A 15,821-nucleotide genomic window follows, 5' to 3' on the forward strand; every position below is an offset into this window, starting at 1 on the left:
AAAACCTATAATATTATAAATATTATAAATAAGTAATTTATGTGATAGTAAACACAATGAAATATGTAATTTCATATAATAAATAGAATAAAACTTTAGGAGTTTGCTATGGATACAGAAAATCTAAAAAAATCTATAGAATCTAATTATTCAATAAATGTAAAATCACTTGAAAAAGTTAAAAATAGCTATAAATTAGAAAGTGATAATTCAACCTATGCAATAAAAATAATTAAATATGATTTTGGACATTTCTATTTTATTTTATCTGCAATTAAGCATTTACAAAAAAGGAGCTTTAGTAAAATTCCCATTATATTAAAAAATAAAAATAATGGTGATTATATACAGATTGAAAATCAGTATGCGTATTTAACAGAATGGATTCCATCTAGAGTTAGTAATTATAATAATCCCATAGAATTGGGTTTAGTAGCTAAAAAATTAGGTGAGCTTCATACATGCAGTACTGGATTTACTTTAAATAGAAGTATGAATCCAAGAATAGGCTGGTATTCATGGATAAAAGTTTTTGAAACACGATGTAATGAAATGTTAGATTTTAAAAACAGAATATATCAAAAAGCATATAAATCTAAATTTGATTATATATATTTAGATAATTTAGAAAGTGAAATAGAAAGAGGAAAAATGGTGGTTAAGTCATTGCAAGAAAGCAATTATATTGAACTGATGGATAAGGAAGTAATGAAGAGCGGATTTTGTCATCATGACTTTGCACATCATAATATTTTAGTTGATGAGAATGGAGAATTTAATGTAATAGATTTTGACTACTGTATTTTAGATACTCATTTACATGATTTATCTTCATTATTGATTAGATCAATGAAAGGTGGTAAATGGAGTAAAGAAAAAGCTAATTTAATTTTAAATAATTATTGCAAAAGTAATAATGTTTATGATGAGGAATTAAAATTAATAAAGGAATTTATTAGATTTCCACAAGTATTTTGGCAAGTTGGGATTCAATATTATTGGGAACAACAACCTTGGGGAGAGGAATTTTTTATAGAAAAGATAAAAAAATATTTAGAAGACATTGAATATAGAGAAGAATTTTTAGAAGAGTATTTCAATTAAGGAGCGATGCTGTTTGGATATAATAGAGTTTTTAAATAGTAATGGAATAATTGTTGGAGAAGAGAATTTTCCTAAAGGAATGAAGAAAAAATATGTTTGGGATACAGACAAGCAGATATCTCTGATAATTGAAGTACAAAAAATTTTAAAAGGAAAGAAAATAAATATAATTCCTAGAATTGAAAGTTCAATAGGTAGGGAAATGGAGTCATTTATGGTTCAAAGAAAAAAAATATTAAAAATGGTGAAATCATTTGAAGAAAAATATAATAAAAGTGATTTTGATTTTTTTATTATTGAAGAGGGAAATAAAATTTTAAATAGAGCTAATAAATCATTAAATACATTAGATGAAGAAGCGTACTTAAAAATAATAATAAGGAGTATGAATAATTATGATATATGCCTAGGAAGAGTAGATGAAGGAAATCTAAAGAAAGATGGTTTAGCCATAAGTATAAGAACTACAAGATATATTTCTTATAATATGATTGAGCATGATTGTTATAATTATATAAAAAGGTTAAGGAAAAGGGGTTATAAAGGAGACATTATTAATTTAATAAATGATTTTGCATATAAAGCAAATTTAAATAGTGCTAGTATAAATTATATGACTATATTAGCTAATTATCCTTTAGAATCAATTAAAGAACTACTGAAGTTAAAAGAAGATAGAGAAAGATTTAGTGATGAAGAATGGATAAAGGAGATTGGTATTGCTCAAAAGATAGATGGTATTGAACTTTTATGAATGGAGGAACAAAATGAATAAGTTTAGATATATAGATAAAAGGATATTATGTAGCTATGATTTAAGCGAGGAGTTTTTTTATAAACTAGGCGTAAAGGTTTATGATATTATTCCATTAAGAAAAGTATTTATTTTATTTACAGATAAGGGAAAGAAGATATTAAAAATAATTAGTTCATCACAAGATAGGATAAAATTTATAGATAAAGCTTTAAATATAATTAAGGAAAATGATAGATATATACTTCAATATTGTACAAACTCTAATGGAGATATAATTACAGAGTGGAAAGGGAAGTCATATGTATTATTAGATATGATAGAGGGACGAGAAGCAACCTTTACAAATCCAATTGAAGTAGAATGGTGTACTAAAGCTTTAGCAAATTTTCATAATGCATCGAAGAATATAATTAATAATTTTACAAATGAAGATATAAGATTAAATAAATCTAAAAACTTAATATATGAATTTTTGAATGATTTATGCTTTATTACAGAAGCAGAAAGGGTCATAGGTAAGTTTAGTTATAAAAATGAATTTGATATATTATTTTTAGATAATGTATCAAAAGCAAAAAATGATTTAAATAAAAGTATAAATCTATTAACTAATAGTTCTTATAATGAACTTTATGCAGATGAAAAAAATATGATTTTATGTCATTTAGATTTAGCACATCATAATTTTATAATTGATGAAGATGAAGTTAATATGATAGATTTTGATTATTGTAAAATTGATATTAGATCTATGGATATATATAATCTTATAATAAAAGTAATTAAGAATTATCTTTATGATAAAGAAGTAATTAGTAAAATAATAAAGGATTATAGTAGTGTATCTGAAGTTTTAGATGAAGAGAAGGAAGTAATTTATGCAATGCTAAACTATCCAAGAGATTTTATTAATATTTCTAAGGATTACTATTTGAAACAGAAGTCTTGGGATTATGAAGTATTTTTAAGTAGGTTAAAGGATAAAATTGAAATTGATACTTTTAGAAGTGATTTGTTAAGAAATATAAATGAAAATTTAGAATAAAATAATAAGGGTTATGCATATGCATAACCCTTATTAAATTTAGATAAAAATAATTTTTAATATAGTAAAATTTAAAAGTCAATTATATTTTTATAAGCATCTATAGTATTTAAGGCAGTATTTTTCCAAGAATATTTATTACTAGTACTTAAACCACGTTCAATCATTGTTAGTTTTAAAAAGCTATCTGTTAATACTCTTTCCATTGAATATGATAGTTCATCAACATCATGTGGATTAACTAAAATTGCTGAGTTCTGACATACTTCTGGAACTGATGTAACATTAGATGCAATTACAGGTGTGCCACAAGCCATTGCTTCTAGCGGTGGAAGACCAAACCCTTCGTAAAATGATGGATAAATTAAAAATTCACAAGCATTATAAAATAAAGGTAAATCTTCTAATGGAATAAAATCAGTAAAAATAACAGAGTCAGTAATACCTAATTCTATAGCTCGATTTTTATATCTCTCATATGAAAGTCCCTTTTTACCGGTAATTACAATTTTTAAGTCTTTTTTAATGGTGTTTCTTAATAGAGAAAATGCTTCCATAATACCAATAATATTTTTTCTAGGACTATATCCACCAACATATAATATAAAATTATTATTGATACGATATTTATCTTTAATTACATTTTTACAATAGGATCGATTTATAGGTCTATAAATATCTTCAGCGGCTAAAGGAGTAACAAATATTTTTTCAAGAGGAAAATTAAATTCATTAGCTATATCTAATTTAGAAAACTCAGAAACAGTAATTATTCCATCGCAATTATTTAGTATTTGTGGTATTTCCTCATTAAATATTTTTAAATATCTATTACTTACAGTTTCAGGCATTCTTAGTGGAATTATATCATGTAAGGTAATGGTCTTACGACAATTAATGTTGTCTGAAAGGCCTACACCATTTTGAGGAACGTGATATAGCTCCATATTAAAGTTATCTAATAAATTAGGAACTTTTATATTATCCCAAAAGTTATTGTTAGATGAGTCTATTGTGTATTCTATAGAAAAGTTATCTTCAAGCTTTAAATCAGAATCTTCAGGAATGAAAGTAAGATACTGATTTGAATTATCATATTTACTTAAGTTAGTAATTAATTGATAAGTGTAGGTTCCTATGCCAGTTCCCCTATACCATTTTGCGGCTCTTCCATCAATACCAATCTTCATGATTTAATCCTTTCAAAATAGTTATAATTTATTATATTATAATAAATAAAAAATGTTAATAAAAGAGATGGTATACACATATAAATATAGAGGGGGTGAGGAATATGATGAGAGAATTTGAAATAGAAAGACAGTTTCAAATAAAAATAGATATAATAAAAGCTAATAAGGGTATCTATTATTTAAAAACTAATAAAGGTGAGAGATGTCTTAAAAAGATAAATTATGGGCCACAAAAACTTTTGTTTGTTTATGGTGCTAAGGAACATTTAATAAATAATGGTTTTAATACTGTAGACAGATATTTTTTAAACATAGATGGTGAACCATATGCGTTAGTAAATGAAGATTTATATACTCTATCTGAATGGTTAGAAGGGAGAGAGTGTGATTTTCATAACATAGATGAAGTAAAAATAGCTGCAGCAACATTAGCTAAGTTACATGAAGCATCTAAGGGGTATGATCCACCAGAAAACTCTAAATTAAAGAGTGATTTAGGAAGATGGCCAAGTCTTATGGAGAAAAGAATAAAATCCCTTGATAAAATGAGAGATATGATAAGAAAAAAGAATAGAAAAAGTGATTTTGATTTATTATATTTAAAATCAATGGAGTTCTATAAGGAAATAGGAAAAAAGGCTTTAAATACATTAAGAACATCAGAATATGATAAATTATGTGAAAAGGCTGAAATTGAGAAAGGCTTCTGTCACCATGATTATACTTATCATAATATTATACTAGGAAAAGACAATTCTGTTAGTGTAATAGATTTTGATTATTGTAAAAGAGAAATAAGAACATTTGATATATCAAACTTTATGATAAAAGTATTGAAGCGAAATAAATGGAATATGGAATTTGCTAAAGCTATAATAGAGGCTTATAATGAGGTTTCTAGGTTAGAAGAATGTGAATATAATGTATTATATGCCTATTTGCAGTTCCCACAAAGATATTGGAGATTAGCTAATAGATATTACTATAATGAGGTTAACTGGGGACAAAATACTTTTGATAGTAAATTAGAAAGTATAATAAATGAAAAGGATGAATATCTTAAGTTTTTAGATGAGTTTAAAAATGAATATAATACAATTTAAAAGTCGGCTTTTTAAGCCGACTTTTAAATTATATTAATTTATATAAATGGAGATTTCGGATAACCTTCTCTATACTTACCGCGAGTTTGTAATCCACCAATACCTTTTATACCTGTTATAGTATTTTCAACAATATTAGTTATTGATACAACTGAATCAATAGTTGTATAAGCAATTTTTTCACATACGAATACAGGATCAAGACAATGGATTAAAACACGACTTGGAGAACTAGCAAAGTTAGCGCCTGCATCTAATAAACATTCATAGCATGATTGACAAGCTCCAGCAAAAATAACTAACTCATCATAGCTTGAATTATAATTTCTAAGAGCTTTAACAGCATCTATATAGTATTTTGAATTTCTATAGTTATTTAAGTCTAAGTAATCATTACTTTCTTTTAAAACGCTATCATGTCCTGTTAATACTACTATATCAGGTTTAATTTCCTTAACTAAATCTACAACATGACCAGCTTGCTCTCTTTCAGATATAGCACGACCAACAGCATCTAATGAAAGTTGTTTATATACTTTTAAACATGTTTCTAAATAATCTCTATCACCATCAATGTGAAGTATTTTTCCAGGGCGGCCAAACATTAAGTCTTTATTTGGAGTATTTTTTTGACTTTTACTTCCTCGAGACAATAAAATTGGCCCATTTTTACAGTTGTTTTTAGAAGAGTTTTCAGAACGAGTATTAACAGCTTTTTTTATAGCATCATTAACACGGCTATTTAATATTTTTTCTTTTTCACCAACAAAGTCAACATCAACTGGTTCTAAATCAGTTTCAGGAGAATCAGCTATTATTCTAATGCTAATTCCCTTAAGAATATATACTAGTTTGCCATCTACTTCTTTTATATCTATTATTTTAAAAGTTATATCTTTATCGTATGATTTTCTAACTACAGTATCACCTATTACCATTTTTTCTCCTAATAATTACATTATTACAGTTTATAGTATGTTTTTTTATTAAGCTTTGCCCCAATATAGATATTATAAATGAATAAAAAATAATAAAAAATGCAATAATAATTAATAGATGCTATAAATGGTTTAAAAAAAAGAAAAAGTTTACATTGACAATACTACTGGAAAGTGATAAAATATTTGGATTTAATTGACAAAAATGCTAAAAAGCTTTATAATATAAATAGAAAGATGGTGGTCATGTGGAAAAGAATAGAACCTTAGCCAACATACGAAAAGATATAGAAAACCATGTAGGCGAAAAGGTAACACTAAAAGCAAATGGTGGAAGAAAGAAGATACTTGTAAATGATGGAGTAATTGAAAGTGTTCATCCTAGTATTTTTGTTGTAAGATTGGAAAGTGACACCCAAAGAACAGTAACTTATAGTTATTCAGATGTTTTAACTAAAACTGTATTATTATATTATGCAGTATAAATAAGAGCTTCGAAATTTTCGAAGCTCTTATTTATTTTATTTAAAAATATTTAAAAGTTATTTCTAAAATTTAACTTTTAATAATATATATTTATAAAGAAATAAAAAAAAGAAAGATGGCGGGTATCCATCTTTCAACTATGGTATAAAAGGGTATTGAGAATTTATGAGAGGTTATATGGTCAATAACCATCTTTATAATATGACATATTTATAATAAAGTCAACAATTTATTTAAAAAAAAATAAAATTTTTTTAAAAGAAGCAAAAATTCGACAAAATAATGTAATTAAATGGAATAAATAAGGGTATTATAAAAATTTTGTTGAATATATTATATAAAAATTTGTAAACAGTTGATGCAGATTAGAATAAATATATATTTAGAGAATATAAATTATAGTAGTTAAACTATAGGGGGGGATATGATGTCTCAGATAGATGTTATTAAAGAAAGTATTCAAAATGAACAATTACTAAGAGAAAGTTCCACCAATAATGTACTAAAGGGTGAATATTTAATAAAAGACTCTCATCCAGATGTGTATCAAATATTAGGAATAGAAGCAAAAGCGACTATTACTAATAAAGAAACATTAGCAGATAAGATAATGATAGAAGGTCAAATTAATTATTCTGTTATGTACTTATCAGAGGACGAAAGTAAAGTAACTAGTATAAACTCTGTTTGTTTATCAGAAAAGTTTGCAGACTATCTTGATCTTAATAATGAAGAACATAAAGTGATTTGTGAAGTCGAGTGTGTAATAGAACATATTCAAGCTAGTATTATGAATGAACGTAAGATTGCTATTGATGGTATAAGAACAACTAGGTGGCAACTTTATAAAATTGAAGAATTTGAATTTGTTAAAGAAATTGATGGTAGAGATGATATACAAGTTAAAAGAAAAAGTGAAGAGATAAATCAAATAAAATGTGAAAAAGATATTGAACTAATGGGAAAATCTATGATTAAGGTAACAATGGATAAACCGGAAATTGATGAGATATTAAAATGCAGCATGAATTTACACAAGAAAGAGGTTAAACTTGGTGATGGAAAAATATACTTTGGATGTTATTGTAAAATTGAAGTCTTATGTAAGGGTAAGGATGAAAATGATGTATTCTTACTACAAGATGATATCTATTTGTCAAAGGAAGAAGAGGCTATTGGTGTAAATAGTGAAATGATGACATCAAATCAAATAGATATAGTGAATGCAGATAGCATAATAACAGCAGATGATTTAGGTGAAAATAGAGTTATTAATGTTGAATTTATGATTAAGGGAAGCATTAAGGTAATATCTAAAGATGTTATTGATGTAATTAAAGATGCATATTCTCCAAGTAAATCAATAGAGCTAACTAAAAAGAAGTATGAAATTGGCTTAGTTGGTGGAATAGTTACATCAGAATTAATAATAAAGGATAATTTATATCCTAAGGATGAAAATGATAAAATAGGATGTATAATATGTGCTACAGGATGTCCTGTTATAACAGATAAGACAGTAGAAGAAGATAAAGTAAAGGTTGAGGGCGTAATAAAAGTTTCAGTACTATACAAAACAACTGATGATGATTGTAAAATAGATATGTGTAATGGGGAAATTCCATTTACTTCAGTAATTGACTTAAAAGGAACAAAACCAGATATGGTTGCTTTATGTAAGGTTCATTTAGAAAATTTAGATGCGACTATTGAAGCTAACACAATCGGAGTACGAGCAACATTATCTGTTTTAGTAAAAGTATGTTATAAGGTTAATAAAGAGTGGATAGTTGATATTGTTGAAGGTGAAGAAGAAAAAGAGTGTAAAAAGGCTTCAGTTACAATATATGTCGTTAATATAGGAGATACACTTTGGGATTTAGCTAAAAAATATAATACTACAATGGATTCATTAATAGAAATTAATGAATTAGAGGGTGCAGAATCATTAACTCAAGGGAAAAAAATAATAATACCAGGAAAATGTAAATTTTAAATATTATTAGGGTTAAAAGGCTATTGTACGAGATGTACAGTAGCCTTTTATTATTTGTGAATATATTTTAATGTATTGGATAAAATAAAAAATATGTGATTTGAGGTGATAAATTGAGCGAAAAAGTAAGTGGTAATCTAATAATAATTGGAGGAGCTGAAGATAAAAAGGGTGATAAAGATATATTAAGAAGAGTAGCAAAATATATAGACCCTGAAAAAGAAAGATTAATAATAGCAACTATAGCAACACAATATCCAGAACAAAGTTATCAAAACTATAAAGAGGTATTTACTAAATTAGGTATTAAAAATATAGCTAAGCTTGATATTAGTACACGTGATGATGCGTTTAATAAGGAAAATATTAAGTTAATAAATACTGCAAATTTATTGTTTTTTACTGGTGGAGATCAATTAAGAATTACTAGTATGATAGGGGGAACCCCAATATATAATGCCATAAAAGAGCTTTGTGATAATGGCGGACTAATTGCAGGAACATCAGCAGGAGCATCTGTTATGAGCGATACCATGATAGTTCAAGGAGAAGATGATGAGTCACCACATAAATGTACTTTAAAGATGTCACCTGGATTAGGATTAGTAAATAATATAATAATTGATCAACATTTTGCTCAAAGGGGAAGGATAGGAAGATTATTAACTGCTATAGCTCAAAATCCAGAAGTATTGGGTATTGGAATAGACGAAGATACAGCAATAGTGGTAAGTGATAAAGGAACAGCAGAAGTGATTGGGTCTGGAGCGGTATATTTTATTGATGGAAGTTCCATTGATTATAGTAATGTGTCAGAGCAATATAGCGAAGAGGTATTGAGCATGTTTAATGTAAAACTTCATGTGTTAAAAGAAGGCAATAGATTTAATTTAATAGATAAGGTACCGTTTGAGGAGGATAAGAATTTTTATGAGAATCATAAATAGTACTGTTTATGCTGGAAGAAATATTTATTCACATAAAAAGTGCATAAAATTAGATGTTGATTTAGAAGGATATTCCGAAATACCTAGCAAAGATATAAAAGACTTTAATAATAAATTAGTAGAAATACTTCCAATTCTTTATACTCATAGATGTGGAATTGATGAGGAGGGTGGATTTGTAAAGAGGCTAAATGAAGGAACTTATTTAGCTCATATTTGTGAGCATATAATTATTGCTATACAAAATATTTTAGGAATAGATGTAGCCTATGGAAAAGCTAGAGAAATTGAAGGCGATAGGTATATAGTTGTATATCAATACGAGTATCCAAGGGTAGGAGTTGAAGTTGCAAAATTAGCAGTGGATATTATAAATGCACTTATAGAAAACAAAAGTATTAGTTTTAATAATAGAGTAGACATAATAAAAGCTATACTGAATGAAGAGCTTATAGGACCAAGTGCTTTAGAAATTTGTAATGCAGCTAAGAATGTTGGATTACCAGTACTTAAAATTGGAAATAGTGGCTTTTACCAAATTGGTTATGGAAAGCAAGGAAGAATAATAGAGTCAGCAATTACTAATGTTACAAGTTGTGTATCAGCTGATATTTCATGTGATAAGTTATTAACAAAGGAATTATTAGAAATTCAAAATTTGCCTGTTTCAAAAGGTGAAAAGGTTAATAATGTTATTGATTTGTTAAGAACTGCGGATGAAATAGGATATCCTGTTGTTTTAAAACCAGAGTTTGGAAGTAAAGGACGAGGAGTAATATTAAAAATATGTAGTGAAAAGGAATTATTAAATCACTATCAAAAATTAAAGGATAAGTTTAAGGATATAATAATAGAAAAGTATTATGAAGGTGATGATTACAGAGTTTGTGTAGTTGGATATAAGGTTGTAGCAGTTTCAAAACGAATTCCACCATTTATAATTGGAAATGGAGAAAAAAGTATAAAAGAGCTTATTGATGAACTAAATAATGATGAGCTAAGGGGAGAAGATCATGAAAAACCATTAACTAAGGTTAAGGTTGATGATGAATTATTAAGAAATTTAAGCAATAACAATTATAATTTAGATTCAATATTAAAAAATAAAGAAAAATTATTTTTAAGAAAAAATTCAAATCTATCTACTGGTGGAATAGCTATAGATTACACAGATTTTATTTCTGAAGAAAATAAGGAAATATGCGAAAGGGCAGCTAAAACTATAGGATTAGATATATGTGGTGTAGATATTTGTACAAATGATATTAGTAAATCATTAATGGAAGAGGGCGCAATACTTGAAGTTAATGCAGCACCAGGATTGAGGATGCATTCATATCCAGCAGAAGGAGTCAGTAGGAATATTGGAAGTAATATTATTAGTATGATGTATAATAATAATCCTCAAAATATACCGGTTATAGCTATTACAGGAACAAATGGTAAAACAACAACAACTAGAATAATAAATAGTACTTTATCTAGAATGGGATATTGCGTTGGAATGACAAGTACTGATGGTATATATATCGATGGAAAGTGTATTGATAATGGAGATGACACAGGATTTGAGAGTGCTAAGTGTATATTATACAATAAGGAAGTAGATATTGCTGTATTAGAAACAGCAAGGGGAGGAATTATAAGAAAAGGATTAGCTTATGATTTAGCAGATGTTGCAGTAATAACTAATATTACAGATGATCATTTAGGAGTAGATAATATAAATACAATGGAAGAGCTTTGTAAGGTAAAGTCATTAGTTGCAGAAGCAGTAAAGAAAGATGGAAATGTAGTAATTAATGCTGATGATAAGTGGAGTAAAGAAATTATAAATAGAATAAGTTCAAATATTATTTATTACTCTTCTGATTGTGATAATGACCTAGTTAGAGAAAATATAAATAAAAAAGGTATTTCAGTATATAGAAAAGATGATTATATCTGTGTAAATAATAGAGGAATAGAGTATAAAATAATAAGTGTTAAAGATATTCCAATAACATTGAATGGTACATTAGAATTTAATATTGAAAATGCAATGGCTGCTTGTGCAGCATTAGTTGCTATGGAAATTGATTATAGTATGATAAGAATAGGATTAGAGAACTTTAACTCTAATGATAATTTAGGTAGATTTAATGTTTTTGATTACAATGGTATAAAAGTTATATTAGATTATGGTCATAATATAGAAGGATATAAAAGTGTGCTTCCAACATTAAAGCATATAAGTATTGGGAATATTACCGGTGTAATAGGAGTTCCAGGAGATAGAAGTAATTATGTAGCAAAAGAAATTGGGAAAATAAGTGCTGAATATCTTGATAAAATAATAATTAAAGAAGATAAGGATAGAAGAGGAAGAGAGGTAGGAGAAGTTCCTAGTTTAATTAGAGAAGGAATATTACTGTCAAAAGAAAATGCTAATGTAAAGATAGTGTTGGATGAAGTTGAGGCTTTACAATTAGCACTAGACGAATCAGTAAGAGGAGATACTATAATTGTATTTTTTGAAGAATTAAGTCCATTAGTAAATTTAATAAAATCCAATCAAGAGAATGATGAAAATTTAGGGAATGTTGTTAATTCAAATTAAAGAATACAACAATGACATATTTACTAGAAGAAAAATAATATATATAATATTATTTATAAAGTTCAGGGTTTATACTCTGAACTTTAATTTAGAAATATGCACTTTCCATTGAAAGGATTTGAATATATGAAAATAAAGGCCTATGCAAAAATTAATATTTCTTTAGATATAGTAGGAAAAAGAGAATGTGATGGTTATCATTTATTAAGAATGATAATGCAAAATATAGATTTATATGATGAGATATCTATAGTAAAACAAAAAGAAGGTATAACATTAAGTTGCAATAAAAGTTATGTTCCAACGGATTCAAGAAATTTAGCGTATAAAGCAGCAATGTTGTTTAAAGAAAAATATGATATTAAAGATGGAGTACATATTGATATTGTAAAAAATATTCCTGTATCAGCTGGGTTAGCTGGGGGAAGCACTGATGCGGCTGCTGTTTTAAAACTTATGAATAAGATTTTTGAAATAAATGCATCTGATGAAGAATTAATGGATATGGGATTAAAACTAGGAGCAGATATTCCGTATTGTATTAATGGGGGAACAGCCCTATGTGAAGGTATTGGAGAAAAAATAACAACTTTATCACCTTTTAAGGATAAAATATTAGTTTTAGTAAAGCCTGGATTTGGAGTTTCAACCAAAGAAGTATATAAAGCTTTTAGTTTAGATAGAGTTAGGATACATCCTAAAACAGAAAGTTTAATAGAAGCTATTAAAAATGATGATTTGTATTATGTATCAAATAATATGAAAAATTTACTAGAAAATGTTACATTAAGAAAGCATAATATATTAATTAAAATAAAAGAAGATATGAATAGATGTGGTGCAGTAGGAAGTATGATGAGTGGAAGTGGACCAAGTGTATTTGCCTTCTTTGATGATATGTTAAAGGCTCAAAAATGTTATGAAAAAATGAAAGAAAATCATAGAGAAGTATTTTTAACTAGAACTATTTAAAAATAAAAATTAAATATAAATGAATAAACCCCTTTATAATGTCAATACTTAAAACTAGGAAGGGGTTATGTTTATGAAAAAGTATATTTATTTTATAATACCTATGGTTTTAATAGTTTTATTTTTAAATGGTTGTCAAAGTATTGAAAATATTACTAAAGAAAGTAGTTTAGAGTTAACAGAATTAAATTATAATGATATAAAGGACAAGCTTATAAGGTTTCATGTTATAGCAAACAGTGATACAGAAGAAGATCAGAATCTAAAATTAAAAGTAAGAGATAAGGTAGTGGAAGCTCTTAGTGAAAAGTTGAATGGCATAACATCACTAGATGAGGCAGAGAATGTATTAAAGCAAAATATTAATTATGTTAATGAAATTGCAAAAGAGGTTATTGAAGAAAATAACTATACTTATGAAGTAAATACAATGTTATCTTATGAAAACTTTCCAGATAAGGTATATGGAGATTATGTATTTCCACAAGGAAATTATGAGGCATTTAGAGTTATAATTGGAGAGGGAAAAGGCCAAAATTGGTGGTGTGTTATGTTTCCATCACTATGCTTTGTTGATGAAAGTAAAAATGAAGTAGATTCTAGTGAGTTAAAAGATGAAATTGAAAATATAGAACCTAAAAATAGTAATATAACAAATGAAGATCAACAAAAAAATAATGAATCAAGTAATGTTAATAATGGTATTAAGTTTAAATTTAAAATAGTAGAAGTTATAAAAGACATTCTTGATTAATAGGAGGAAAACAATATGGCAAAAGCGTTAGCTATGATTTCAGGAGGGCTAGATAGTATTTTAGCTGCAAAATTAATAAAAGAACAAGGTATAGAAGTATTAGGAATTTGTTTTAGGTCATATTTCTTTAGTGAGGAAAGTGCTATAAAAATGACAAAGCAAATAGATATACCATTGTTGGTAGTAGATTTTTCACCAGAACATTTAGAATTAGTAAAGAATCCTAAGCATGGTAGAGGAAAAAATATGAATCCGTGCATAGATTGTCATGCTATGATGATGAATTATGCAGGAAAATTATTAGAAGAACATAATGCAGATTTTATTATTACTGGTGAAGTACTAAATCAAAGACCTATGTCTCAAAATAGACAGGCTTTAAATATAGTAAAAAAAGAATCAGGATTTGCTAATAAAATTTTAAGACCTTTATGTGCTAAAAATATGGATCCAACAGAGATGGAACTAAGTGGAATGGTTGATAGAGAGAAGTTATTAAACATAACAGGAAGAAGTAGAAAGCCTCAAATGGAATTAGCTTCAAAATGGGGAATAACTGAATATCCATCACCAGCTGGAGGTTGTAAGTTAACAGAACCAAATTATGCATTAAGATTAAAAGATCTTTTAACTTTCAAAGATGAAGTTGAAGAGGATGAATTAAGTCTCTTAAGATACGGAAGACATTTTAGAACAGAAGATAATAATAAAATAATAGTTGCAAGAACTCAAGAGGAAGGCGAAGCTATAAAATCACTTATACATAAAGAGTATTATTCTTTCCATACAACTAATTTTTCAGGAGCACTTGTATTATTAGAAGGTAAAGGAACTGAGAAAGATATACATTTAGCAGCTAGAATGGCAGCTAGATATAGTAAAGGTAGAGAAGAAGCAAGTTTAAATGTTAAATATGGTATATATGGACAAACTTTAGAAAATCATATAGTGGTAGAACCTATAAGTGATAAAGAATTAGAACAATATATGATTTCTATAAAATAGGGGGATAAAATGGAAAAAAGAGCGATTATATCTGTAAAAAGTACATCAAATTTAGATCCTAATGAAGTGATTGAAGTGGTAACTCCAGGTAAGTTTATTATTAATGAATCTGGATTTAAGGCAATATATGAAGAATCGGAAATATCAGGAATGGACGGTACAACTACTACTTTAAATATACAAGATAATATTATGGTATTAGAAAGAGTTGGATCTACAACTACAAATATGGAATTCAAAGAGGGGTCTATGGCTGTTTCTTTGTATAACACTCCATATGGGGTATTAGATTTAAATGTTGATACTGAAAAATTAAATATAAACATCGATGAAAATGGTGGAGATATTTATTCAAGATATACATTAGGACTTGATGGACAAGAAGGAATAACTACAGAATTAAATATAAAAATTAAGGTAAACTAAATTTTAAGCTTTTATGAAATTAAAAATTCATAGAAGCTTTTTTTTATGAATAAAAAACACACATAAAGGAAATACTTACAGAAAATAACATAAAAGAGGAGTGGGAAATATAAATAATTATGAAATCGTAATATTAATTTTATGTAAGTATTACGGAATAAACTATGAAGAATTTAAAAAGGGATTGAAAAAAAAGGATAAGTTATATTTAACTCTATTACTTATGAAAAAATTTAGATGTTTAAATGAAGAAGTAATTGAAGAAAAGTTAGGAATTGTAAGTAATAGAATGCTATGTTATAGAATGAAAAAAGCCGAAGAAAAGATATTAATAAATAAGAAATTTAGAGATGAATACTTTGAATTAGAAGATAAAATAAAAGAAAATTTTAAAAATGCATAAAAAACACTAGCTTAATTTAAACTAATGTGATACTATAATATCTATGATTATTTCTCTTTTGGCAATAAGAGAGGTAATTTAAATTATATCACT

Annotated in this window: 15 protein-coding genes; 13 read left to right on the forward strand and 2 right to left on the reverse strand. The window is 26.8% G+C overall.

Annotated features, from left to right (window positions below):
* Nucleotides 1–108: 108 nt before the first annotated feature.
* Genes HCG76_RS01775 through HCG76_RS01785 form a run of 3 tightly spaced genes read left to right on the forward strand, consistent with a single transcriptional unit; the run spans nucleotide 109 to nucleotide 2,906 of the window.
* A complete protein-coding gene (locus tag HCG76_RS01775) occupies nucleotides 109–1,104 on the forward strand; it encodes a CotS family spore coat protein (protein WP_221700705.1) in 996 nt (331 codons plus the stop codon).
* 13 nt (nucleotides 1,105–1,117) lie between these two features.
* Nucleotides 1,118–1,858, forward strand: coding sequence for a hypothetical protein (locus HCG76_RS01780; RefSeq protein ID WP_221700704.1), 741 nt, complete (start codon nucleotides 1,118–1,120; stop codon nucleotides 1,856–1,858).
* 13 nt (nucleotides 1,859–1,871) lie between these two features.
* Nucleotides 1,872–2,906: a CotS family spore coat protein gene (locus HCG76_RS01785; protein ID WP_221700703.1), complete on the forward strand. Its 1,035-nt coding sequence runs from the start codon at nucleotides 1,872–1,874 to the stop codon at nucleotides 2,904–2,906.
* A gap of 71 nt (nucleotides 2,907–2,977) precedes the next feature.
* On the opposite strand, the gene HCG76_RS01790 is transcribed toward HCG76_RS01785, so the two are convergent.
* Nucleotides 2,978–4,096 carry a glycosyltransferase family 4 protein gene (locus HCG76_RS01790; RefSeq protein WP_221700702.1) on the reverse strand — a complete coding sequence of 373 codons (1,119 nt, stop codon included), beginning with the start codon at nucleotides 4,094–4,096 and terminating at the stop codon, nucleotides 2,978–2,980.
* 104 nt (nucleotides 4,097–4,200) lie between these two features.
* Here HCG76_RS01790 and HCG76_RS01795 point away from each other — a divergent pair, with 104 nt between their 5' ends.
* Entirely contained in the window at nucleotides 4,201–5,202 is a 1,002-nt protein-coding gene (locus tag HCG76_RS01795; protein WP_221700701.1) for a CotS family spore coat protein, read from the forward strand.
* A gap of 38 nt (nucleotides 5,203–5,240) precedes the next feature.
* Here HCG76_RS01795 and yabG read toward each other — a convergent pair whose 3' ends face one another.
* Nucleotides 5,241–6,140 (reverse strand): sporulation peptidase YabG, encoded by a 900-nt coding sequence (gene yabG, locus HCG76_RS01800; RefSeq protein WP_221700700.1) that lies wholly within the window; start codon nucleotides 6,138–6,140, stop codon nucleotides 5,241–5,243.
* 248 nt (nucleotides 6,141–6,388) lie between these two features.
* On the opposite strand from yabG, the gene HCG76_RS01805 reads away from it, so the two are divergent.
* The 9 genes from HCG76_RS01805 to HCG76_RS01845 all read left to right on the forward strand — a co-directional run bounded on the left by HCG76_RS01805 (nucleotide 6,389) and on the right by HCG76_RS01845 (nucleotide 15,728).
* Entirely contained in the window at nucleotides 6,389–6,625 is a 237-nt protein-coding gene (locus tag HCG76_RS01805; protein WP_133014100.1) for a Veg family protein, read from the forward strand.
* Nucleotides 6,626–7,053: 428 nt separating this feature from the next.
* Nucleotides 7,054–8,622, forward strand: a complete 1,569-nt coding sequence (locus HCG76_RS01810; protein WP_221700716.1) for a DUF3794 and LysM peptidoglycan-binding domain-containing protein — start codon at nucleotides 7,054–7,056, stop codon at nucleotides 8,620–8,622.
* Between the two features lie 113 nt (nucleotides 8,623–8,735).
* Nucleotides 8,736–9,569 carry a cyanophycinase gene (locus tag HCG76_RS01815; RefSeq protein ID WP_221700699.1) on the forward strand — a complete coding sequence of 278 codons (834 nt, stop codon included), beginning with the start codon at nucleotides 8,736–8,738 and terminating at the stop codon, nucleotides 9,567–9,569.
* A complete protein-coding gene (gene cphA / locus HCG76_RS01820) occupies nucleotides 9,553–12,168 on the forward strand; it encodes a cyanophycin synthetase (protein ID WP_221700698.1) in 2,616 nt (871 codons plus the stop codon). The genes HCG76_RS01815 and cphA overlap by 17 nt, the downstream gene beginning before the upstream one ends.
* Nucleotides 12,169–12,294: 126 nt before the next feature.
* A complete protein-coding gene (gene ispE / locus HCG76_RS01825; RefSeq protein ID WP_221700697.1) occupies nucleotides 12,295–13,140 on the forward strand; it encodes a 4-(cytidine 5'-diphospho)-2-C-methyl-D-erythritol kinase in 846 nt (281 codons plus the stop codon).
* A gap of 73 nt (nucleotides 13,141–13,213) precedes the next feature.
* Nucleotides 13,214–13,894, forward strand: coding sequence for a stage II sporulation protein R (spoIIR, locus tag HCG76_RS01830; protein WP_221700696.1), 681 nt, complete (start codon nucleotides 13,214–13,216; stop codon nucleotides 13,892–13,894).
* Nucleotides 13,895–13,909: 15 nt separating this feature from the next.
* Entirely contained in the window at nucleotides 13,910–14,899 is a 990-nt protein-coding gene (locus HCG76_RS01835) for a tRNA 4-thiouridine(8) synthase ThiI (protein WP_221700695.1), read from the forward strand.
* Nucleotides 14,900–14,908: 9 nt separating this feature from the next.
* Nucleotides 14,909–15,325 (forward strand): DUF1934 domain-containing protein, encoded by a 417-nt coding sequence (locus tag HCG76_RS01840; protein ID WP_221700694.1) that lies wholly within the window; start codon nucleotides 14,909–14,911, stop codon nucleotides 15,323–15,325.
* Nucleotides 15,326–15,425: 100 nt separating this feature from the next.
* Nucleotides 15,426–15,728 (forward strand): hypothetical protein, encoded by a 303-nt coding sequence (locus HCG76_RS01845; RefSeq protein ID WP_221700693.1) that lies wholly within the window; start codon nucleotides 15,426–15,428, stop codon nucleotides 15,726–15,728.
* Nucleotides 15,729–15,821: the final 93 nt, after the last annotated feature.

Origin of the sequence: Clostridium sp. K13, from assembly GCF_019734195.1 — a bacterium.
GTDB lineage: Bacteria > Bacillota > Clostridia > Clostridiales > Clostridiaceae > Clostridium.

What these genes read in the sequence shown, in the direction of transcription:
- cphA (WP_221700698.1), top strand. Translation starts at nt 9,553, where the DNA reads ATGAGAATCATAAATAGTACTGTTTATGCTGGAAGAAATATTTATTCA.
- HCG76_RS01840 (WP_221700694.1), top strand. Translation starts at nt 14,909, where the DNA reads ATGGAAAAAAGAGCGATTATATCTGTAAAAAGTACATCAAATTTAGAT.
- HCG76_RS01835 (WP_221700695.1), top strand. Translation starts at nt 13,910, where the DNA reads ATGGCAAAAGCGTTAGCTATGATTTCAGGAGGGCTAGATAGTATTTTA.
- HCG76_RS01775 (WP_221700705.1), top strand. Translation starts at nt 109, where the DNA reads ATGGATACAGAAAATCTAAAAAAATCTATAGAATCTAATTATTCAATA.
- HCG76_RS01795 (WP_221700701.1), top strand. Translation starts at nt 4,201, where the DNA reads ATGATGAGAGAATTTGAAATAGAAAGACAGTTTCAAATAAAAATAGAT.
- HCG76_RS01790 (WP_221700702.1), bottom strand. Translation starts at nt 4,096, where the DNA reads ATGAAGATTGGTATTGATGGAAGAGCCGCAAAATGGTATAGGGGAACT.
- yabG (WP_221700700.1), bottom strand. Translation starts at nt 6,140, where the DNA reads ATGGTAATAGGTGATACTGTAGTTAGAAAATCATACGATAAAGATATA.
- HCG76_RS01785 (WP_221700703.1), top strand. Translation starts at nt 1,872, where the DNA reads ATGAATAAGTTTAGATATATAGATAAAAGGATATTATGTAGCTATGAT.
- HCG76_RS01810 (WP_221700716.1), top strand. Translation starts at nt 7,054, where the DNA reads ATGTCTCAGATAGATGTTATTAAAGAAAGTATTCAAAATGAACAATTA.
- spoIIR (WP_221700696.1), top strand. Translation starts at nt 13,214, where the DNA reads ATGAAAAAGTATATTTATTTTATAATACCTATGGTTTTAATAGTTTTA.
- ispE (WP_221700697.1), top strand. Translation starts at nt 12,295, where the DNA reads ATGAAAATAAAGGCCTATGCAAAAATTAATATTTCTTTAGATATAGTA.